Consider the following 21785-nt stretch of genomic DNA (forward strand, 5'->3'; position numbering starts at 1 on the left):
CGGGAGGGTTATGAGCTTCGATACCACGAGCGAGATTACATTCCGTAAGCTCAGCATCTTCATGACGTTCATGGAGAAGGGCAATATCGCACGTACCGCCGAAACGCTCGGCCTGAGCGGCGTCAGCGTGCACCGCGCGCTGCATACCCTGGAAGAGAATGTCCGCTGCCCGCTCTTTACCCACAAAGGGCGTAACCTGATTGCCCTCCCCTCCGCGTGGACGCTGCTGGAGTATTGTCAGGAGGTGATGCAGGTGATGGAGCGCGGGCTGGAAGAGTCGCGCAAGGTCGCCGGCATTGGTCAGGGGCGGTTACGCGTCGGCACGCTCTACTCGCTAACGCTGGAAACCGTGCCGCGCCTGATAATGGGCATGAAGCTGCGCCGTCCGGATCTGGAGATGGATCTGACGATGGGCTCGAACGAAACCCTGCTCCATATGCTGGATGAGGGATCGCTGGATGCGATTTTAATCTCTATTTCCGAAAGCGATATCGACCGTAACAGCCTCGAAGTGCTTCCTCTGTTCCATGACGATATTTTCCTTGCCGCACCGGCTTCTGCCACGCTGAATACCAGCGGCCCCGCCGATCTGCGTGACTATAAAGATCAGAAGTTTGTCGCCCTCGCGGAAGGGTTCGCCACTTACGCCGGGTTTCAGGAAGCGTTTCATATCGCCGGTTTCGAGCCGGAGATTGTGACGCGCGTGAACGATATCTTCTCGATGCTGAGCCTGGTGCAGGCGGGAGTCGGGTTTACGCTGATGCCGGGCAGGATGAAGAAAGTGTACGAAAATTCGGTGCAGCTACTGAAGCTGGCGCAGCCGTACCAGATGCAGCAGCTGATTGCGATCGTCTTTGCCCGCAACCGCGAGCAGGATCCGAGCCTGCGGGCGCTGGCCGCGGAAGGGCGGATGTATGCCAGAAGTTTGCAGGATAGTGCCTGATGTTATTGCCCGGTGGCGCTACGCTTACCGGGCAAAAAGTCACCGCTGAAGCCGACCCGCCAGATGCACCGCCACATCCACTCCGCTGCGCTCCAGCGAAATGGATTCGCCTTCCCACGCCGCCTGCCGCGTCAGACAGGTCAGAATACCCCCAGGCGGCATCTCAATCGCCAGACGCGCTTCGCGCTCGTTAGCGGAAATCACCGCCTCCTGCCAGCGCACGGTTCGCGCCATATTCATCGCCAGGTCGTCGGCAATTTTCTCTGGCTGCCAAAGCACGCGCCCGGTACTGCCGCTCAGGTACGCGCAGCGGGGGCGTGAAAGCGTGACTGATTCAAACGCCGCGGCCAGCTTCTGCGCCGGTTCCGCCAGCAATTCACAGTGCGACGGCACGCTTACCGCCAGCCGTTTGGCCTTGTTCGCGCCCTTCGCCAGCGCGCGTTCGGCTACCTGCGCCATGCCGTCATCGGCTCCGGCAATCACGATCTGCGTTTCGGCGTTCAGGTTAGCGATATAGGTTCCTGTCCCCTGAATCAGGTTTTCCACCTGGGGCAGGGTCAACCCCATTATCGCCGTCAGGCCGTAGCCGTGGGGATACGCCTGCTCCATCAGATCGCCGCGCAGCGCCACCAGCTTCAGCGCGTCCGTAAAGTCCAGCGCACCGGCGATAACCGCCGCAGGATAAGCGCCAATGGACAGCCCGCTGACGATATCCGGCGACACGCCGCGACGTTCCAGCTCGCGCGCCCAAGCCACGCCTGCAATCAACAGCGAAAGCTGAACCGCGCGGGTGTGGGTTAACGAGGATGCGCTGTCCAGGGTATCAACTTCCGCCCCCAGCACAGCACGGGCCTGCTCCAGCTCTGTTCCCGGCAGGTTTTGCAGCATACCTTCATGCTGTGTGCCCTGCCCTGGAAAGGTAAACAGTATTTTCATTACTCCTCCCTGTGCCATGGATCCGCCACCAGGCGCGGCCCATATTGCGTTTTTAACAGCGTTTTGCCGTCGCGTAACCATTCCGCCAGCGCGAATCCGCCCTCGGGCGTATCCACCTGTGTATCCGCCCGGCACAACGCACGACTGAGCTGAGCCTGCCAGTCAGTAAACGCCTCAGGGGAAACGGTACACGGGGCGCGGATCAGCAGATCGAGATCGCTGTCGGCGTGGATCACCGGAATGCCGGTCGCCAGCGCGTAACCCGTACTGCCGGTTATCCCCCACGTCCACGGCCATGACTGCTGCGCAAGCTGAAGCGCCACCTGAACCGGCGGCTGGGTGATAAACGGCGAACGCAGCAGGTCGGCGGCAACGCTCAAATCTTCGGGCGACACCACGCGCAACACGTTCTCAGGCTTCACCCATCCGGCCGCCCGCTGGTCGCGGCGCAATCCCCGCACGCCAACGGGAATACGGCCTTCATTATCAACATCACGCCGCACCACTACCGGCAGCCCGGTATGCCAGGCCGCGTCCACCCAGGATTCAGTAATCCCTTCCAGGGCGTCGCGCGCGGTAAGCCAGATGAGGTCGTGTGGGCGTAATGTTGTGGTCATGATTACATTCCTGAAGTCAGCGAGATAAACAGCGGCAGCGACAGGATACACAGTACGGAGCTTAACAGCAGCACGGCTTCAGCATCCGGCGACTGCACGCCAAAGCGGTTACCGAACACCACGCCAAAGAAGCCCGCGGACAGCGCAATCATCAGGATGGCGGTGATCGCCACGGAGCCGTGCAGACCGAAGATTAAAACGATACCCCAGGCAATCGCTGGCTGGATCAGCAGCTTGGCGATAGTAGAAGTGATCACCATGGTGTTGATCTGAAGCTTACGCGCGGAGAGGATCACGCCGGTCAGGAACAGCGCCGCAGCGGTCGCGGACAGTCCCAGCGGTTTAATCGCCGCCAGCACCAGCTCCGGCATTTTGATGCCGATAGCGGACAGGATCACACCCAGCAGCGGGCCCATCACGATCGGTTTTTTAATGGAGCGCCACATCAGCACCGGCAGCATGGAAAGCGTTGAACCGGAGTTATTGCCTTCGGCGCGGGCTTTCTCACGCTCCAGAATCAGCAGGCAGAACGGGGTCATCAGCACCGAACCACAGGCGATGGAGACCGCCACGGAGAGAGAAGTAGAAGAACTTTCACCCAGCACGCTGCCCAGAATCGGCAGGCCAAGCGCCGCGTAGTTTGGCAGGGCGACGGTCAGCGTCAGCACGGCCGCATCCTGCGGGGATTTTTTAAATACGTTTGTCGCGAGGAAGTAGATGACCGCATAGGTGATCCACATCGCCAGAGTGAGAACCAGGATCAGCGGCGACTGCGCCACGATGCCGGTCCACGGGGTTTGCACGGTGGCGCTGAATAGCGCGGCCGGGAGTGCAAAATCCATCACGAAGATATTCAGCAGGGAAACATTTTTGTTATCGACCATCTTTGCCTTACCGGCCCAGAATCCCAGCAGCATGATGACGAAAATCGGTGCAAGAGCATGAACAATTACGTAAGTCATAAATCACCTGTAGTAAAAAAGTTTAAGCACTGGCGCGATGTTTATTATTTTCAGGATGCAGGTTCCCGCGTGGACGCAACGGGCGCGCCCACGGGGTGATGCATCTGGCAGGTCTCTTTTTACTTACCAGCTGGCTCGCATACGTTCACGTACGAGCGCTGAGCTGCGGCGGTTGTCAGCACCCAGACGGTTTTTCAACGTGGTGTCCTGACGAGCGTCACTGATGGCCTGTTGCAGGGTGGTTTTCACCCGCGTCAGATCGCTTTCGGAAGGGGCATCCGGATTGCTGATATCCAGCAGGTCGGAAAGCAGCCCCAGCGTGGCGTAGTTGCTGATGTCGTACGCCATTGGCGGGATGGTTGCCGCCAGTTTTTCCAGCGCCTCAACGGTACGCAGCGTAATGCGCGCCGCAGACTCTTTGCCCATGGCGTGGATCAGCACGCCTTTATCGTTGAAGGCAATCAGACGGTTAGCCTGGTAGCCGTGCGCCAGAAACGCGCCGGACATGGCCTTACCGACGATAAGACCAATCACCGGATGACCTGCCAGCCGCGCATTAGCGTAGGCGGCAGCGGCGCCGGCCAGCGCCTGGTGGATGCCAAACGCCTCTTCGCGACGGCCATAGGCCTGGCTTGGGACATCGATCACCGCCACAATCGGGCGCTTCACGGCTTTATCTGCATCAGCGGCAACGGTTTCGCTGACCACTTTTGCCAGCGTCCAGCCTTCCAGCAGGCCGACTTCCCCTTGCGCCGCGCGCGGGAAGTGGTTGTTGGCGTCCGGCACCACGGCGACAAAACGCACCGTTTCACCGTTCAGCTCGCCGTCTGCGGCCTGCACGGACGGGCATAACCCCTCCAGACGTTTCGCGTTCGGGGCCAGAGTTTCCAGCCAGAGTTCGCCACGGCTAATTGAGTTAGTCATCATTTCACCTCCCGGGCAAAAAGCGCTTTAATCTGTTCGGCATCGGCCTGTTTGCGGGTGTCGAAATTCGTCAGACGGTTCAGATAATCGTCGTAGTTATCGGTGCGATGTTTCGCCGGTACGCCTTTGGCGATGGCCTCGTTCATCGCGGCTTTCACCGCGTTCACGCCGTCGCCGACGAGCGCGTCCACCAGCCCGCTTTCATAGCGCACTTCGCCGCCGGTCATGCTCCAGATAAACGGACGGTCGCGGGAGTCGTACTCTTCAATGCCCGCTTCCTGCTCAATAACCTGCGGGCCGTTGAGGCCAAGACGCGCTTCGCGGGTCACAATCAGATAGCTGCACAGCGCCGCGGCGATAGACATCCCGCCGAAGCAGCCTACGGTCCCGGCGACAATCCCGACGACCGGGGTATAGCGACGCAGGTCAACGATCGCGGCGTGGATATCGGCAATCGCCGCCAGGCCAAGGTTGGCTTCCTGCAAACGTACGCCACCGGTTTCGAGGCACAGTACCGCCTGAGTCGGAATGCCGTTGCGGTTATCTTCCGCCGCCAGCTCCAGCGCCGCCGCCATTTTGGCGCCGGACACTTCGCCCATGCTGCCGCCCTGGAAGGTGCCTTCAATCGCCACCACCACCGCAGGCTGGCCGTTGATGGTCCCTTTCGCGACCACCATGCCATCATCAGCCTGAGGAACAATCCCCTGTGGCCCAAGCCATGGCGAGATAATGCCTTCGAACGGATCCAGCAGTTCGCGGTAGCTGCCGTCGTCGAGCAGCGCCTGTGCACGCTGGCGCGCTTTTAGTTCGATAAAGCTGCTGTCATCACGCATGATTCACCCCTTCAAAGACCTGTTCGATACGAATGCGTGCCACGCCCGGCGTCGCGCCGAAGTCGTGGATAGTCAGCTTACCTGCGGGCAGGCTGCTGACGGTTTGCAGGCGGTTGAACAACGCCTCCCAGCGCCCGCGGCTGTTGTCGACGGAGGTGGTGATATCAATGGTTAAGGTCTGGCCCGGTTCGGCGGTGAAAAGCACCTCCATATCCCCGGAACCGACTACCCCTGCCAGCGCCCTGCCGCTTACTTCGCGGCTGGCGGGCACGGTCAATGTGATTTTTTCCATAACATCCTCTTAATGCTTTGAATAGGGCGTTTCGACGCGGTCAAGAAACAGCGTGGCGGCAAGCAGGTCTGCGGCTCCGCCCGGCGAGGCGTTAAGCGCCAGCATCTGACGGTCTAACCGCGCCAGCGCCTGCTGGCCGGCGAGCGTTGCGCATCCTCCGGCGTTCAGCACTGCACGGGCGCCGTTCTGCATGGCGTCCAGCCCCTCCATGCCGGCGCGCGACAGCACGCAGGTGTCGGTGAGCGAGGTCATGATCGCCATCAGCGCGTCGAGTCTGGCCTGCGTTTCGCTGCTGCCGTTGAGACGGCTGAGGCGAAGCTGCGGCAGCGCGCGCTGCATGATGTGCGGAAACGCCTGCTGAGCCTCTTCACGCGCACCCGGTACACGGTAGCGGTGCGTGACGCGTAACCCCTTGCTGAACACTTTCGGCGCCACGTCATCCGGCAGCTTCGCCAGCTGAGCGGCGGTGTTCGCGACGGTTTGCGCCCGGGCATCGCCGCCCAGCATCGCCACCGCGCTCACCAGCAATCCCAGCGCCCAGATCGCGCCACGGTGCGTGTTCACGCCGTCGGTAGCGGCCATCATCTGCCGTTCACCTTCGCGACCCAGGCGGCCAACGGTTTGCCGGAGGGCAATATCCGCCGGACGCTGCCAGCTCTGCTGTGCCAGCGCCTGAAACGTGGGGGTCAGGCTGTGAGCGGAGCGCTCCATCAGCGCAAGCGATAAATCGTGGTGCGCGCCGTTCCCCCGGCTGTCCACCAGACCGGGCTTCGGGCTTAAACGTGCTTCGTCAATCAGACACTGCGTGGCGGTTCGCGCCAGCCATTCGGCACCGCCTTCAACCTGGATCTGGGGCAGAAGTTTCATTACCAGCTCCGGAATTTCGCAGGTGGGTTATACAGACCACCGGACCACTCAACGAGGTCAGCCACGCTGCCCGCAGCCAGCAGAGAGCGAGTGGCATCGGTACGACGAATGCCCATATCTTCCGGATACACAACCTTGCCGCTCTGGCGCAGTTCCGCCACGCGTTTGGCGTCAACGCCCAGACCGATATCGGTGATACCCGCCACGGCGGCGACCATGGCGCGACGCTCTTCCAGATCTTTCGCCCGGTAGAGGTAAGCAATCCCCTCTTCCGTCAGCACGTGGGTGACGTCATCGCCATAAATCATGACCGGCGCCAGCGGCATACCGGAGGCTTTCGCGACGTCAACAGCGTCGAGTTTTTCCACGAAGGTTGGCTTCACGCCCGCCTGGAAGGTTTCCACCATCTGCACAACCAGCTTTTTACCGCGCTGCATCGGGTCAGGCTCGGTGATCATGTTCAGCCAGGCCGGTGTGGCGTGGCGACGACCGTGCGGATCGTGGCCCATGTTTGGCGCGCCGCCGAAGCCGGAAAGACGGCCGCGAGTCACGGTTGAGGAGTTAGCGTAACCATCAACCTGTAGCGTGGAGCCGATAAACATATCGACCGCGTACTGACCAGCCAGCTGACAGAAGGCGCGGTTAGAGCGCATGGAGCCGTCAGCACCGGTAAAGAACACGTCCGGACGAGCGCGGATGTACTCTTCCATCCCCAGCTCGCCGCCGAAGCAGTGGACGCTCTCCACCCAGCCGCTTTCGATGGCCGGGATCAGCGTTGGATGCGGGTTCAAAGTCCAGTGTTTACAGATTTTGCCTTTGAGTCCGAGCTGTTCGCCGTAGGTTGGCAGCAGCAGCTCGATCGCTGCGGTGTTAAAGCCAATCCCGTGGTTCAGGGACTGCACCTGGTGTTCGGCGTAGATGCCTTTAATCGCCATCATCGCCATCAGGATGTGTTCCTGTTTGATCAGGCGTGGGTCGCGGGTGAAAAGCGGTTCGATAAAGAACGGCTTATCGGCAACCACCACAAAATCAATCCACGAGCCCGGAATATCCACACGCGGAAGGTCGCACTCGTCATCCACCAGCTCGTTCACCTGCGCGATGACGATGCCGTCGTGGAACGCGGCGGCTTCCACCAGCGCCGGGGTATCTTCGGTACTCGCCCCGGTATAGAGGTTGCCTTTGCGGTCCGCTTTAAAACCGGCAATCAGCGCCACGTTTGGCGAAAGGTCGACGTATAAACGTGAGTAGAGTTCGATGTAGGTGTGAATCGCCCCGATTTCGAGCTGACCATCCTCCAGCAGCTGCGAAATGCGCAGGCTTTGCGTACCGGAGAAGGAGAAGTCGAGCTTGCGGGCGATGCCTTTCTCAAAGATGTCCAGATGTTCGCTGCGGCCCACGCTCGGCATGATCATATGCAGATCGTGCACGATTTGCGGGTTCACTTCCGCCAGTGAACGGGAAAGGAAATCCGCCTGCTTCTGGTTGTTGCCTTCCAGAACGACTTTGTCGCCTGGTGCGATCAGTTTTTCCAGCATGGCGACAAGATCGCCGGTTGGCAGTACCTTGCCCTGCACCGGTACGGACGCCAGACGACGCGCTTTCTCACTGCGTCGGGTGTTCCATTGCCGGGTGGGTGTTTGCCCAGATAACATTATTAACCTCCTGATTCAGCACATCATTCTGATTTGCTTAACGTTGAGTAAAGTGTGCGCTCTGGTGAGAAAGGCATCAATTAAGCGTAGAGGCAAATCATTAGCCTGAGAGTAATAATCGAGGTAAATATTTGTGATCGGGATCAGTTCATGTTTCGGAAAAACGGGCTAAACGGGGTACAATTCGGAAGGTATAGTTAATTTCTGACAAGAATCAGCATCGCCCTTATGACCCAAATCATTCCCTCAGACTTCGACATTGCAGCCGAAGAGAGCGCAGAGTTCGTGCCCATGCGCGGTGTGGCTAACCCTCACCTGCAAACCATGCTGCCGCGCCTGATCCGCCGCAAGGTACAGTTCACCCCGCACTGGCAACGCCTGGATTTGCCGGATGGCGACTTTTTGGATCTCGCCTGGAGCGAAGATCCGGATCGGGCCAGACATAAACCCCGTCTGGTAGTGTTTCACGGTCTGGAAGGCAGCCTGCACAGCCCTTACGCACACGGACTCATTGAGGCGGCGAAAGCCCGCGGCTGGCTTGGGGTGGTGATGCATTTTCGCGGATGCAGCGGCGAGCCTAATCGTCAGAAACGCATTTATCACTCGGGTGAAACCGAGGACGGCACCTGGTTCCTGCGCTGGCTAAGAGACAATTTCGGCGAGGCGCCAACGGCAGCGGTGGGGTATTCGCTGGGCGGCAATATGCTGGCCTGTCTGCTGGCGAAGGAGAGCGACGCCGTACCGCTGGATGCGGCGGTGATTGTCTCTGCGCCGTTTATGCTGGAGCAGTGCAGCTATCATATGGAAAAGGGCTTTTCGCGAGTGTACCAGCGCTACCTGCTCAACCTGCTGAAAGCCAACGCCGCGCGCAAGCTGAAGGCCTATCCGGATACGCTGCCTGTGACGCTGCAACAGCTCAAACGCGTGAAGCGCCTGCGCGAGTTTGATGATTTGATCACCTCGAAAATTCACGGTTTTGCCGATGCGATTGACTATTACCGTCAGTGCAGCGCCATGCCTTTACTGAATCAAATCACGAAACCCACGCTGATTATCCACGCCAAAGATGATCCGTTTATGGATCATCACTCGATCCCGGCGCCCGATCATCTGCCGGCCAACGTGGAGTATCAGCTCACCCAATTCGGGGGACACGTCGGTTTTGTCGGCGGCACGCTGCGTCGGCCAAAAATGTGGCTTGAGACGCGTATTCCCGACTGGTTAACGGCCTATCTGGACGGTAAAAAATGATTATTCCCTGGCAGGATCTCTCTCCCGACACGCTCGATAATCTGATTGAAAGCTTTGTCTTGCGCGAAGGCACCGATTATGGTGAACATGAACGTTCGCTTGAACAAAAGGTCAACGATGTTAAGCGCCAGCTTAAAAGCGGCGACGTGGTGCTGGTATGGTCCGAACTGCATGAGACGGTCAATATCATGCCCCGCAACGCGTTTCATGGCTGATCTTTACACTTTTCCAGTCAGGGAGTTGCTATGTCTGCCAGACATCCGGTTATTGCCGTTACGGGTTCGAGTGGGGCGGGAACCACTACCACCAGCCTCGCCTTCCGCAAGATCTTCGCCCAGCTTAACTTACGGGCGGCCGAGGTAGAAGGCGACAGCTTTCACCGCTACACGCGCCCGGAGATGGATATGGCCATCCGCAAGGCGCGCGATCTGGGTAAACACATCAGCTACTTCGGCCCGGAGGCCAATGACTTCGGCCTGCTGGAGCAAACCTTCCGTGAATACGGGCAAAGCGGTACCGGGCAGTCCCGCAAGTATCTCCACACCTACGATGAAGCCGTGCCCTGGAACCAGGTCCCCGGCACGTTCACGCCCTGGCAGCCGCTGCCGGAACCGACTGACGTGCTGTTTTACGAAGGATTGCACGGCGGCGTGGTGACGCCTCAGCACGACGTGGCGCGCCACGTGGATTTGCTGGTGGGGGTGGTGCCGATTGTTAACCTTGAGTGGATCCAGAAGCTGACGCGTGACATGAGCGAGCGCGGCCATTCGCGAGAGGCGGTCATGGACTCGGTGGTGCGCTCCATGGAAGATTACATCAACTTCCTGACGCCGCAGTTCTCCCGAACCCACATTAACTTCCAGCGCGTCCCCACCGTGGACACCTCCAACCCGTTCGCCGCAAAAAGCATCCCTTCCCTGGACGAGAGCTTTGTGGTGATCCACTTCCGCAACCTGGAAGGCATTGATTACCCCTGGCTGCTGGCGATGCTACAAGGTTCGTTTATTTCGCACATGAATACGTTAGTGGTGCCCGGGGGAAAAATGGGGCTGGCAATGGAACTTATCATGACACCGCTGGTGCAGCGGCTGATGGAAGGAAAGCAAATCGCGTGAACATGTTCCCTCTCCCCGTGGGAGAGGGTTAGGGTGAGGGCATCAACACGCACGATGCCCCAATAATTAAGCCTCTATCACTTCATACGAATGGGTGATGTTTACCGCTTTCTCCAGCATTAACGCCACAGAGCAGTATTTCTCCGCAGACAGGTCAACCGCACGCGAGACCGCCGCATCCTTCAGTTCTTTGCCGGTGACGATAAAGTGCAGATTAATATGCGTGAACAGGCGTGGCGCCTCTTCGCGACGTTCTGACGTCAGCTTCACTTCACAATCGGTCACGCCATGACGGCCTTTTTGCAGGATCGACACCACGTCGATCGCGCTGCATCCGCCCGCCGCCATCAGCACCATCTCCATCGGGCTTGGCGCTTTATCGCCGGAGTTGCCATCCATCAAAACCTGATGCCCGGAAGCAGACTCGCCCAGGAACGTTAACCCTTCAACCCATTTCACACGCGCTTGCATATTCACTCACTCCAACGTTGCATTTTTTATGACAGATTACGTGTACGTTACATTTCTCGCAACGGAAGGCGACCTGCGTCATGCTGAAGCGAGACACCAGGAGACACGCGGCGAAAGCTATGCTAAAACACTCTGGATGCTACAGTAATACATTGACGTTACACATGTATGCAGAGGACATCAAACTTTACTGGCTGCGAAACGTTACGACAGCCGACTTCCCAGGTATGGGTAAGAATTCGATTGCAACCCCAGAGTCCGGATGCATCTTATGACTCTGGTGACAGCTTATAACAGAGGATAACAGCGCATGGTGCTTGGCAAACCGCAAACAGACCCGACTCTCGAATGGTTCTTGTCTCATTGCCACATTCATAAGTACCCATCAAAGAGCACGCTGATTCACCAGGGTGAAAAAGCGGAAACGTTGTATTACATCGTTAAAGGCTCGGTGGCCGTGCTGATCAAAGATGAAGAAGGGAAAGAGATGATCCTTTCTTATCTGAACCAGGGCGATTTTATCGGTGAACTGGGCCTGTTTGAAGAAGGCCAGGAACGTAGCGCCTGGGTTCGTGCAAAAACAGCATGTGAAGTGGCTGAAATTTCTTATAAGAAATTCCGTCAGCTGATTCAGGTCAACCCTGACATCCTGATGCGTCTCTCTTCCCAGATGGCACGCCGTCTGCAAGTGACCTCTGAGAAGGTAGGTAACCTCGCCTTCCTGGACGTAACCGGTCGTATCGCGCAGACGCTGCTGAACCTGGCGAAACAACCAGACGCCATGACTCACCCTGACGGTATGCAAATTAAAATTACCCGCCAGGAAATCGGTCAGATCGTCGGCTGCTCCCGTGAAACAGTGGGCCGTATCCTGAAGATGCTGGAAGATCAGAACCTGATCTCCGCCCACGGTAAAACCATCGTGGTTTACGGGACCCGTTAATTCCGGTCAAACGGCGTGCCGCCGCAGGGTGGCACGCCGTTTTTGTCTCTACTCCTCATGTGGCGCAGGCTGATCTATCACCCGGAAGTTAACTACGCACTGCGACAAACGCTGGTGTTGTGTCTTCCCGTGGCCGTGGGCCTGATCCTCGGACATCTTCAGCAAGGCCTGCTGTTTTCCCTCGTGCCCGCCTGCTGCAACATTGCCGGTCTGGATACGCCCCATAAACGCTTTTTTAAACGTCTGATTATTGGCGGCTGCCTGTTTGCCGGCTGTAGCCTTGCCGTACAGCTCTTACTGGCCCGCGACATTCCTCTGCCTCTGATCCTGACCGTGCTGGCGATGACGCTCGGCGTCACCGCCGAAATCAGCTCGCTACACGCCCGCCTGCTTCCCGCGTCGCTGATTGCCGCCATCTTCACCTTAAGCCTTGCAGGCAACATGCCGGTGTGGGAGCCATTGCTGATCTACGCCCTCGGCACGCTGTGGTACGGGCTGTTTAACTGGTTCTGGTTCTGGCTGTGGCGGGAACAGCCGCTGCGCGAATCCCTGAGCCTGCTCTACGTGCAGCTTGCTGAATACTGCGAAGCAAAATACACCCTGCTCACTCAACATACCGACCCGGAAAAATCCCTGCCGCCGCTACTGGCGCGCCAGCAAAAAGTGGTGGATCTGATCAGCCAGTGCTATCAGCAGCTGCACATGCTTGCCGCCAACAAAAATCATGAATACAAGCGGCTGCTGCGAATCTTCCAGGTCGGGCTGGATTTGCAGGAGCATATCTCCGTCAGCCTTCATAATCCGGAAGAGGTGCAAAAGCTGGTGGAGCGCAGCCATGCAGAAGCGGTGATCCGCTGGAACGCGCAGACCGTCGCGGCCCGCCTGCGGGTGCTGGCTGACGATATCCTCTATCACCGCTACCCGACGCGCTTTAACATGGACAAACAGCTCGGCGCGCTGGAAAAGATTGCGCGTCAGCACGCGGATAACCCGGTCGGGCAATTTGCTGCCTGGCATTTCAGCCGCATCGCCCGGGTGTTACGCACCCAGCGCCCGCTTTATGCCCGCGACCTGATGGCCGATAAGCAAAAACGGCTGCCGCTGCTGCCCGCGCTCAAAAGCTATCTTTCACTGAAATCTTCTGCCCTGCGCAATGCCGCACGGATCAGTGTGATGCTGAGCATCGCCAGCCTGATGGGAATGGCCCTGCACCTGCCGAAACCCTACTGGATCTTAATGACCGTACTGTTTGTTACCCAGAACGGCTATGGCGCCACGCGGGTGCGCATTCTGCATCGGGCGGGCGGCACGATGGCGGGGCTGATTATCGCGGGCGTGACGCTGCACTTCCACGTGCCGGAGGGCTATACCCTGGCCGGTATGCTGGCAATCACGCTGGTGAGCTATCTGATTATCCGCAAAAACTACGGCTGGGCGATGGTGGGCTTTACGGTGACGGCGGTGTATACCCTTCAACTGCTCACGCTTAACGGGGAACAGTTTATTATTGCCCGTCTGGTCGATACGCTGATTGGCTGCCTGATCGCCTTTGGCGGCATGGTCTGGCTGTGGCCGCAGTGGCAGAGTGGGCTGTTGAGGCAGAACGCCCACGACGCGCTGGAAGCTGACCAGCAGGCCATTCGTCTGATCCTGAGCGATGACCCACAACCCTCTCCGCTGGCCTACGAGCGCATGAAGGTCAACCAGGCGCATAACGCCCTGTTCAACTCCCTTAACCAGGCCATGCAGGAGCCGGGCTTTAACGCGCACTATCTGGCTGACATGAAGCTGTGGGTCACGCACAGCCAGTTTATCGTCGAGCACATCAATGCCATGACGACGCTGGCGCGGGAGCACACGATGCTGACGCCGGATCTGGCGCAGCGCTATTTGCAGTCGTGTGAAATTGCGTTGCAGCGCTGTCAGCAGCGCCTGGAGTATGATGCACCGGGCGAGTCAGGTGATTCGAACATTCTGGAAGCGCCGGAGACGCTGACCCACGGGCCGATGAGCACCCTTGAGCAGCATTTACAGCGCGTTCTCGGCCACCTGAACACCATGCACACCATTTCGTCGGTGGCATGGCGTCAGCGCCCGCATCACGGGATTTGGTTAACGCGCCGGTTAAAACGAACCGCGTATTAGTCGCTGACGATCTTCGCGACTGCCGCGGCAAAACGGGTTAATCCGTCTTCGATGTCTTTGTCTTCCACCACAAGCGATGGCGCAAAGCGCATCACGTCCGGCCCGGCATTGAGCACCATGACGCCTTCGTGCGCGGCGGCGTGCAGGAAATCGCGCGCGCGGCCTTTATACTGAGGCTTCAACTCGGCGCCAATCAGCAGCCCCATTCCGCGGATTTCGCTGAAGACATCAAACTGTTCGTCAATCTGCTGAAGATGTTTCAAAAACAGATCGCGTTTCGCATTCACGCCATTCAGGACGTCCGGCGTATTAATGATATCGAACGCCGCACCCGCCACGGCACACGCCAGCGGATTACCGCCGTAGGTGGAGCCGTGTGAGCCCACATGAAATGCGGAAGCGATATCCTGGGTAGTGAGTACCGCACTGACCGGGAAACCGCCGCCGAGCGCTTTCGCGCTGGTCAGAATATCCGGCGTTACGCCGTAGTGCATATAAGCGAACAGATCCCCGGTACGCCCCATCCCACACTGCACTTCATCAAACACCAGCAGCGCCTGGTGCTCGTCGCACAGTTCGCGCAGCCCTTGCAGAAATTCCGGGGTGGCCGCCGTGACGCCGCCTTCCCCCTGAATGGGCTCGACCACCACGGCACAGGTGTGATCGTCCATCACCGCTTTAACGGCGTGCAGATCGTTAAACGGCACGTGGATGATATCCGCAGGTTTCGGACCAAAGCCGTCGGAATACTTCGGCTGGCCGCCCACGGAAACGGTAAAGAACGAGCGACCGTGGAAGGCGTTATGGAAGGCGATGATTTTGGTTTTGTACGGACTATGACGCGTGGTTGCGTAGTAGCGCGCCAGCTTAAAGGCGGTTTCGTTGGCTTCGGTGCCGGAGTTCATAAACAGCACGCGTTCGGCGAAGGTGGCATCGATGATCTTACGCCCCAGACGCAGCGCCGGTTCGTTGGTGAACACGTTGCTGGTGTGCCACAGCGTTTCGCCCTGCGTTTTCAGCGCGTCCACCAGCGCAGGATGGCAATGGCCCAGTGCCGTCACCGCAATACCGCCTGCGAAATCAACATACTCGTTGCCCTGCTGATCCCAGACGCGGCTGCCTCTCCCTTTCACCGGGATAAATTCAGCCGGTGCATAAATCGGCAGGATCACTTCATCGAATGTCGCGCGGGTAATTGCTGGTTGTTCAGTTGCCATGTCATGACCATCCATTTTTATGTCACAGTTATTGTGAAAATATAATCACAAAATATGCATAAAAAATCACAGCAAGGCAACCGATATTCAGCGATTAAGGAAATTAGCCAGCAGCGCGTGCCCCTGTTCGCTGAGAATGCTTTCCGGGTGGAACTGCACACCTTCCAGATCGTACTCGCGGTGGCGAATGCCCATGATCTCCTGCGTCTCGCTCCAGGCGGTAACCTCAAAGCAGGCCGGCAGGGTCGGCGGATCAATAATCAGAGAATGGTAGCGCGTCACGGTTAACGGATTGTTTAGCCCCAGGAATGCGCCGGTACCGGTGTGTGTGATCGGTGAGGTTTTGCCATGCATGACTTTCGCGGCACGGACAATGGTGGCGCCAAAGACCTGCGCAATGGCCTGGTGACCCAGGCAGACGCCCAGAATCGGCAGTTTGCCCGCATAGTGTTGGATTACCGCCAGCGAGATGCCGGACTCCGACGGGGTACACGGCCCGGGCGAAATCACGATTTTCTGAGGTGCCAGCGCGTCAATGTCATCCAGCGCGATCTCATCGTTACGGCGGACAACCACCTCTGCCCCCAGCTCGCAAAAATACTGGTAGAGGTTCCAGGTAAAGGAATCATAGTTATCAATCAGCAGAATCATGGCGGCTCCTGAAAAAATGGCCGCCCTATTTTACGCAGATTCCCGCGCTTCGCTCAAAACTTTGGCGAAGATGACGTTCAGGGCGGTCAAATCCCCCATCGCCCCGCTCTGGTTGGCGGCAGCCCAGTCGTCCGGGTCGATCCCCTGCCAGTTCAGCACGTAGCCCGCATGAATAGCCAGTTGTTCAAAGAAGATCCGCTGGGCCACGCCATTACCGCTCATAAACGGATGTAGCATGTTGATTTCACAGTAGTAATGACTGATTCTGTCTGTAAACTCTTCTTTCTGAAGGCCTACCAGATATTTATCACTTTCCAGCGAAGCCATCAGCTCATTACCCACTTTCTCGATGTACTCGAAATGGCAAAAAGGAATGTCGCCCTTGGAAATATCGGCGGTGCGCAGCTCGCCCGCGCCTTTCATTTCGTTGCGGAATAAATGGCGGTGAATAAGACACAGATGGGGTAAACCCGGTGCGGAAGGCCCCAGTTCCAGCGTCTCGATATCGGGTTCAGCGGGCCCCTTACCTTTTTCAAGGAGGCAGCTGGCCTGAAAATTGACATTACGTTGTTGCTCCCAGAGACGGGATTTTTGCTTGTCGGTGAGTTTTTTCACTACGCCTCCCTGAATAGTCCGTTTGCCACAAGTATAAGCAGCAAAACGCGCTTTCGCAGGGAGGGCGGAAAGACACGGGCAGGATATGCCCGTGTGGACGAACGATTACGGCAGCACTTTCGCGGAGAGAATGACGACAGGCTTAGTCGGCACATTCTGGTATGGACCGACATCGTGAGTCTGAACCTGAGAGATCTTATCCGCCACGTCCATGCCTTTCACCACTTTGCCAAACACCGCGTAGCCAAAGTCGCGCTGACCGTGGTCCAGGAAGGCGTTATCAGCCACGTTGAGGAAGAACTGGCTGGTGGCGCTGTCTTTGTCCGCCGTACGCGCCATGGAGATGGTGCCGCGCTTGTTCAACAGGCCGTTGTCAGCTTCATTTTTGATGGGCGGGTTGGGCTGTTTCTGCTGCATCTGCTCGTTAAAACCGCCACCCTGAATCATAAAGCCCGGGATCACGCGGTGGAACGTGGTGTTGTTATAAAAACCACTGTTCACGTAGTCGAGGAAGTTTTTCACCGAAACAGGGGCTTTCTGGCTATCCAGCTCCAGCTCAATATTCCCCGCAGAGGTAGTCAGCAGGACGTGAGGGTCTCCTTTGGCTGCCAGCGCAGCAGGGGAAACGGCAGAAAGAGCAAACACAGCTGCAACAGCCGCCAGTGTTGATTTGAGCATGAGAATTCCTTAACAAAGCGCAGTATAAAAAGCGAATGGCTTGATTCTAAAGAGCAGTATGAACCCAGACCAGTCTTTTACCTAATTTTACCAAATTGAAACAATTATTACCGCGCAAACGATTGTTCACCCTGCAACGTAATGTGATCTGCATCACGTTAAAACCTGCAATTGTGCTCAAAATTTTCTGAAAAGATTTAATTAGATCACTTTCGCGACTAAAATCTGCCCGCTCAAACGCAGTCATTGCGTTTTTCTTTACTTTTAACAGGCCAGACATGACTAACAGCAATCGCATCAAGCTCACATGGATTAGCTTCTTCTCTTACGCCCTGACCGGCGCGTTGGTGATCGTCACCGGGATGGTGATGGGAAATATCGCAGACTACTTCCAGCTGCCCGTTTCCAGCATGAGTAACACCTTCACCTTCCTGAACGCGGGGATCCTGATCTCTATTTTCCTTAATGCCTGGCTGATGGAAATCGTACCGCTGAAAACGCAGCTGCGTTTTGGCTTCGTGCTGATGGTTGCCGCCGTGGCGGGCCTGATGTTGAGCCACAGCATCGCCCTCTTCTCTGCCGCCATGTTCGTACTGGGCCTGGTGAGCGGGATCACCATGTCGATCGGTACGTTTCTGATTACGCACATGTATGAAGGCCGCCAGCGCGGCGCGCGTCTGCTGTTCACCGACTCCTTCTTCAGCATGGCCGGGATGATTTTCCCGATGGTCGCCGCGTATCTTCTGGCGCGCAGCATTGAGTGGTACTGGGTATATGCCTGCATTGGTCTGGTCTATGTCGCGATCTTCATTCTCACCTTCGGCTGCGAGTTCCCGGTGCTGGGCAAAAAAGCGCAGACTACATCCGAGCCGGTTGCGAAAGAAAAATGGGGTATCGGCGTACTGTTCCTCTCCATCGCCGCGCTGTGTTACATCCTCGGCCAGCTGGGCTTTATCTCCTGGGTTCCTGAGTATGCGAAAGGTCTGGGCATGAGCCTGAACGACGCGGGTAAACTGGTGAGCGATTTCTGGATGTCTTACATGTTCGGCATGTGGGCGTTTAGCTTTATCCTGCGCTTCTTCGACCTGCAACGGATCCTGACCGTTCTGGCGGGTCTGGCGACCGTGCTGATGTATCTGTTCATCAACGGTTCCCCGGAGCATATGCCGTGGTTCATCCTGACCCTGGGCTTCTTCTCCAGCGCGATTTATACCTCGATCATCACCCTTGGCTCTCTTCAGACCAAAGTGGCCTCGCCAAAGCTGGTGAACTTCGTGCTGACCTGCGGCACCATCGGCACCATGCTGACCTTCGTGGTCACGGGCCCGATTGTTGCGCACAGCGGCCCGCTGGCGGCGCTGCATACCGCTAACGGTCTGTACGCCGTAGTGTTTATCATGTGCTTCGTGCTGGGCTTTGTGACCCGTCACCGTCAACACAACCCGGCAACAGCTACCCACTAATCGCCGTAACCCCTTTGCGTACTGCAAAGGGGTTTCCCCTGTGCTCACCCGCCCTGCCCGCCGATGGGTAAAAACCCCATTAATTTTGTGCGAAAAACGAACAAGCACAAAAATCAAACAATATCCGTCACTTATAAAAATCCTGACAAATCATAGATATACCCCCTAAGGGGTAGGTGAAGGCGTATTTGATTTGCATCAATAAGTGCCCCTGCTGAATCGTTAAGGTAGGCAGTAATAGAAAAGAAATCGAGGCAAAAATGAGCAAAGTCAGACTCGCTATCATCGGTAACGGCATGGTCGGCCACCGCTTTATTGAGGATCTTCTCGATAAAGCCGATGCTGAGCAGTTCGATATTACCGTGTTCTGTGAAGAACCCCGCAAGGCGTACGACCGTGTGCACTTGTCTTCTTACTTCTCTCACCATACCGCCGAAGAGCTCTCTCTGGTGCGTGAAGGGTTCTACGAGAAGCATGGCGTAAAAGTGCTGGTGGGCGAACGCGCTATCACCATCAACCGTCAGGAGAAAGTAATCCACTCCAGCGCCGGACGTACGGTTTTTTACGATAAGCTGATCATGGCGACGGGCTCGTATCCGTGGATCCCGCCTATTAAAGGGTCGGAAACCCAGGATTGTTTCGTTTACCGTACCATTGAAGACCTCAACGCCATCGAATCCTGCGCACGTCGAAGCAAACGCGGCGCGGTTGTCGGCGGTGGTCTGCTGGGTCTGGAAGCGGCAGGCGCGCTGAAAAACCTCGGCGTTGAAACCCACGTTATCGAATTTGCCCCGATGCTGATGGCCGAACAGCTCGACCACATGGGTGGCGATCAGCTGCGCCGTAAGATCGAAAGCATGGGCGTGAAAGTTCACACCAGCAAAAACACCAAAGAGATCGTTCAGGAAGGGACTGAAGCACGCAAAACCATGCGCTTTGCCGACGGCAGCGAGCTGGAAGTGGACTTCATCGTCTTCTCCACCGGTATCCGCCCGCGCGACAAGCTGGCAACGCAATGCGGTCTGGCCGTCGCGCAGCGCGGTGGGATCATGATTAACGACACCTGCCAGACCTCCGACCCGGATATTTACGCCATCGGCGAATGCGCCAGCTGGAACAACCGCGTATTCGGCCTGGTCGCGCCTGGGTACAAAATGGCGCAGGTCGCCGTGGATCATATCCTGGGCAGCGAAAACGCCTTCACCGGCGCAGACATGAGCGCCAAGCTGAAGCTGCTGGGCGTGGACGTGGGCGGTATTGGCGATGCGCATGGTCGCACCCCGAACTCCCGCAGCTATGTTTATCTGGACGAAAGCAAAGAAGTCTACAAACGTCTTATCGTCAGCCAGGACAACAAAACCCTGCTCGGGGCGGTGCTGGTGGGCGACACCAGCGACTTCGGCAACCTGCTCCAGCTGGTATTGAACGCCATTGAGCTGCCGGAAAACCCGGACGCGCTGATCCTCCCGGCGCACGCCTCCAGCGGTAAGCCGTCCATCGGTGTGGATAAACTGCCGGACAGCGCGCAAATCTGTTCCTGCTTCGACGTCACCAAAGGCATGCTGATCTCCGCCATTAACAAAGGCTGCCACACCGTTGCGGCGCTGAAGGCGGAAACCAAAGCCGGGACCGGCTGCGGCGGCTGTATCCCGCTGGTCACCCAGGTGCTGAACGCCGAGCTGGCAAAACAGGGCATTGAAGTGAACAACAACCTGTGCGAGCACTTCGCTTACTCTCGCCAGGAGCTGTACCACCTGATCCGCGTGGAAGGCATTAAGTCCTTTGACGAACTGCTGGAGAAACACGGCCAGGGCTATGGCTGTGAAGTATGTAAGCCTACTGTTGGTTCGCTACTTGCGTCCTGCTGGAACGAATATGTGCTCAAACCAGAACACACTCCGCTTCAGGACACCAACGATAACTTCCTGGCCAATATTCAGAAAGACGGGACTTACTCGGTGATCCCGCGTTCTGCCGGGGGGGAAATCACCCCTGAAGGGCTGGTCGCCGTGGGCCGTATCGCCCGTGAGTTTAACCTGTACACCAAAATCACCGGTTCCCAGCGTATCGGCCTGTTCGGCGCGCAGAAAGATGACCTGCCGGAAATCTGGCGTCAGCTGATTGAAGCGGGCTTTGAAACCGGTCACGCGTACGCCAAGGCGCTGCGCATGGCGAAAACCTGCGTGGGCAGCACCTGGTGCCGCTACGGCGTGGGCGACAGCGTGGGCTTCGGCGTAGAGCTGGAAAACCGCTACAAAGGCATCCGTACGCCGCACAAAATGAAGTTCGGCGTCTCAGGGTGTACCCGCGAATGTGCGGAAGCGCAGGGTAAAGACGTGGGTATTATTGCCACCGAGAAAGGCTGGAACCTGTACGTGTGCGGCAACGGCGGGATGAAACCGCGCCACGCGGACCTGCTGGCGGCGGATCTCGATCGCGACACGCTGATTCAGTATCTCGACCGCTTCATGATGTTCTACATCCGTACCGCCGATAAGCTGACCCGTACCGCCTCCTGGCTCGATAACCTCGAAGGCGGCATCGACTACCTGAAGTCGGTCATTATCGACGACAAGCTGGGCCTGAATGAACAGCTGGAATCCGAGATGACTCGACTGCGCGAGGCGGTGATCTGCGAGTGGACCGAAACCGTGAACACGCCAGCGGCGCAGACGCGCTTCAAACACTTTATCAACAGCACCCAGCGCGACCCGAACGTGCAGGTGGTGCCGGAGCGTGAACAGCATCGTCCAGCGACCCCGTATGAACGTATTCCGGTGATGCTGGTGGAGGAAAACGCATGAGCCAGTGGGTAAACATCTGCAATATTAACGACATTCTGCCAGCAACCGGCGTCTGTGCCCTGCTGGGCAACGAGCAGGTGGCGATTTTCCGTCCTCGCCACGATGAACAGGTCTATGCCATCAGCAATATCGACCCGTTCTTCGAGGCCAGCGTGCTCTCCCGCGGTCTGATTGCGGAGCACCAGGGCGAGCTGTGGGTTGCCAGCCCGCTGAAAAAGCAGCGCTTCCGCTTAACCGACGGACTCTGCATGGAAGATGAAAGCTTCTCGGTCAAACACTACGACGTCCGCGTGAAGGACGGCGAGGTGCAGCTGAAAGCGTAACCTCTCGCCTTTTCAATAGGAAAGGCTTATGACCCCTTATGGGTAACGGCAGGAAAAACCGTATGTTCTGTACGATTCCT

The 21785-nt window shown here is 57.5% G+C and carries 22 protein-coding genes; 9 read left to right on the top strand and 13 right to left on the bottom strand.

What is annotated here, in order from left to right; all coding sequences use genetic code 11:
- Positions 1–10: 10 nt before the first annotated feature.
- Complete coding sequence (locus tag ACOTXL_RS15560; protein WP_003861682.1) at positions 11–943, top strand: LysR substrate-binding domain-containing protein; 933 nt, start codon at positions 11–13, stop codon at positions 941–943.
- Positions 944–982: 39 nt separating this feature from the next.
- Here ACOTXL_RS15560 and mdcH read toward each other — a convergent pair whose 3' ends face one another.
- The 8 genes from mdcH to mdcA form a co-directional block, all read right to left on the bottom strand.
- Positions 983–1879 (bottom strand): malonate decarboxylase subunit epsilon, encoded by an 897-nt coding sequence (gene mdcH, locus ACOTXL_RS15565; protein WP_003861680.1) that lies wholly within the window; start codon positions 1877–1879, stop codon positions 983–985.
- On the bottom strand, positions 1879–2496 hold the full coding sequence (locus ACOTXL_RS15570; protein WP_003861679.1) for a malonate decarboxylase holo-ACP synthase: 618 nt from the start codon (positions 2494–2496) through the stop codon (positions 1879–1881). The genes mdcH and ACOTXL_RS15570 overlap by 1 nt, the downstream gene beginning before the upstream one ends.
- A gap of 2 nt (positions 2497–2498) precedes the next feature.
- Positions 2499–3458 (bottom strand): AEC family transporter, encoded by a 960-nt coding sequence (locus ACOTXL_RS15575; RefSeq protein WP_032660605.1) that lies wholly within the window; start codon positions 3456–3458, stop codon positions 2499–2501.
- Positions 3459–3581: 123 nt separating this feature from the next.
- The gene (gene mdcE, locus ACOTXL_RS15580; RefSeq protein ID WP_003861675.1) at positions 3582–4382 is read right to left on the bottom strand and encodes a biotin-independent malonate decarboxylase subunit gamma; all 801 of its coding nucleotides are present in this window, start codon (positions 4380–4382) and stop codon (positions 3582–3584) included.
- Positions 4382–5215, bottom strand: a complete 834-nt coding sequence (locus ACOTXL_RS15585; RefSeq protein WP_003861672.1) for a biotin-independent malonate decarboxylase subunit beta — start codon at positions 5213–5215, stop codon at positions 4382–4384. Before ACOTXL_RS15585 ends, mdcE begins: the two co-directional genes overlap by 1 nt.
- Positions 5208–5507 (bottom strand): malonate decarboxylase acyl carrier protein, encoded by a 300-nt coding sequence (gene mdcC, locus ACOTXL_RS15590; protein WP_000411786.1) that lies wholly within the window; start codon positions 5505–5507, stop codon positions 5208–5210. The genes ACOTXL_RS15585 and mdcC overlap by 8 nt, the downstream gene beginning before the upstream one ends.
- A 9-nt stretch (positions 5508–5516) precedes the next feature.
- Entirely contained in the window at positions 5517–6374 is an 858-nt protein-coding gene (locus ACOTXL_RS15595; RefSeq protein WP_045330100.1) for a triphosphoribosyl-dephospho-CoA synthase, read from the bottom strand.
- Positions 6374–8029 (bottom strand): malonate decarboxylase subunit alpha, encoded by a 1656-nt coding sequence (gene mdcA / locus ACOTXL_RS15600; protein WP_003861669.1) that lies wholly within the window; start codon positions 8027–8029, stop codon positions 6374–6376. The genes ACOTXL_RS15595 and mdcA overlap by 1 nt, the downstream gene beginning before the upstream one ends.
- A gap of 228 nt (positions 8030–8257) precedes the next feature.
- Here mdcA and ACOTXL_RS15605 point away from each other — a divergent pair, with 228 nt between their 5' ends.
- Genes ACOTXL_RS15605 through ACOTXL_RS15615 form a run of 3 tightly spaced genes read left to right on the top strand, consistent with a single transcriptional unit; the run spans position 8258 to position 10395 of the window.
- Entirely contained in the window at positions 8258–9280 is a 1023-nt protein-coding gene (locus ACOTXL_RS15605) for a hydrolase (RefSeq protein WP_045330091.1), read from the top strand.
- Entirely contained in the window at positions 9277–9495 is a 219-nt protein-coding gene (locus ACOTXL_RS15610) for a YheU family protein (RefSeq protein ID WP_014171926.1), read from the top strand. Before ACOTXL_RS15605 ends, ACOTXL_RS15610 begins: the two co-directional genes overlap by 4 nt.
- A gap of 30 nt (positions 9496–9525) precedes the next feature.
- Entirely contained in the window at positions 9526–10395 is an 870-nt protein-coding gene (locus ACOTXL_RS15615) for a phosphoribulokinase (protein ID WP_003861663.1), read from the top strand.
- A gap of 66 nt (positions 10396–10461) precedes the next feature.
- On the opposite strand, the gene ACOTXL_RS15620 is transcribed toward ACOTXL_RS15615, so the two are convergent.
- The gene (locus ACOTXL_RS15620; protein ID WP_045345632.1) at positions 10462–10866 is read right to left on the bottom strand and encodes an OsmC family protein; all 405 of its coding nucleotides are present in this window, start codon (positions 10864–10866) and stop codon (positions 10462–10464) included.
- A 310-nt stretch (positions 10867–11176) separates the two neighbouring features.
- Here ACOTXL_RS15620 and crp point away from each other — a divergent pair, with 310 nt between their 5' ends.
- Positions 11177–11809, top strand: a complete 633-nt coding sequence (gene crp / locus ACOTXL_RS15625) for a cAMP-activated global transcriptional regulator CRP (protein WP_000242758.1) — start codon at positions 11177–11179, stop codon at positions 11807–11809.
- Between the two features lie 57 nt (positions 11810–11866).
- Positions 11867–13954 carry a YccS/YhfK family putative transporter gene (locus ACOTXL_RS15630; RefSeq protein ID WP_045345633.1) on the top strand — a complete coding sequence of 696 codons (2088 nt, stop codon included), beginning with the start codon at positions 11867–11869 and terminating at the stop codon, positions 13952–13954.
- On the opposite strand, the gene argD is transcribed toward ACOTXL_RS15630, so the two are convergent.
- From argD to ppiA, 4 genes are all read right to left on the bottom strand, one after another.
- Positions 13951–15171, bottom strand: a complete 1221-nt coding sequence (gene argD, locus ACOTXL_RS15635) for a bifunctional acetylornithine/succinyldiaminopimelate transaminase (RefSeq protein WP_176687075.1) — start codon at positions 15169–15171, stop codon at positions 13951–13953. The genes ACOTXL_RS15630 and argD overlap by 4 nt on opposite strands.
- 87 nt (positions 15172–15258) lie before the next feature.
- The gene (gene pabA / locus ACOTXL_RS15640) at positions 15259–15822 is read right to left on the bottom strand and encodes an aminodeoxychorismate synthase component 2 (protein ID WP_003861654.1); all 564 of its coding nucleotides are present in this window, start codon (positions 15820–15822) and stop codon (positions 15259–15261) included.
- Between the two features lie 30 nt (positions 15823–15852).
- On the bottom strand, positions 15853–16437 hold the full coding sequence (locus tag ACOTXL_RS15645; protein ID WP_086531984.1) for a putative adenosine monophosphate-protein transferase Fic: 585 nt from the start codon (positions 16435–16437) through the stop codon (positions 15853–15855).
- Between the two features lie 105 nt (positions 16438–16542).
- Positions 16543–17115 (bottom strand): peptidylprolyl isomerase A, encoded by a 573-nt coding sequence (gene ppiA / locus ACOTXL_RS15650; RefSeq protein ID WP_003861649.1) that lies wholly within the window; start codon positions 17113–17115, stop codon positions 16543–16545.
- Positions 17116–17393: 278 nt separating this feature from the next.
- On the opposite strand from ppiA, the gene tsgA reads away from it, so the two are divergent.
- The 3 genes from tsgA to nirD all read left to right on the top strand — a co-directional run bounded on the left by tsgA (position 17394) and on the right by nirD (position 21705).
- Positions 17394–18578: an MFS transporter TsgA gene (gene tsgA / locus ACOTXL_RS15655; RefSeq protein WP_003861648.1), complete on the top strand. Its 1185-nt coding sequence runs from the start codon at positions 17394–17396 to the stop codon at positions 18576–18578.
- Between the two features lie 260 nt (positions 18579–18838).
- Positions 18839–21382, top strand: coding sequence for a nitrite reductase large subunit NirB (gene nirB / locus ACOTXL_RS15660; RefSeq protein WP_045349836.1), 2544 nt, complete (start codon positions 18839–18841; stop codon positions 21380–21382).
- A complete protein-coding gene (gene nirD, locus ACOTXL_RS15665; protein ID WP_015571429.1) occupies positions 21379–21705 on the top strand; it encodes a nitrite reductase small subunit NirD in 327 nt (108 codons plus the stop codon). Before nirB ends, nirD begins: the two co-directional genes overlap by 4 nt.
- The last annotated feature ends 80 nt before the right edge of the window (positions 21706–21785 follow it).

The organism is Enterobacter cloacae complex sp. IR5402, assembly GCF_049238125.1.
Classification (GTDB): domain Bacteria; phylum Pseudomonadota; class Gammaproteobacteria; order Enterobacterales; family Enterobacteriaceae; genus Enterobacter; species Enterobacter hormaechei_C.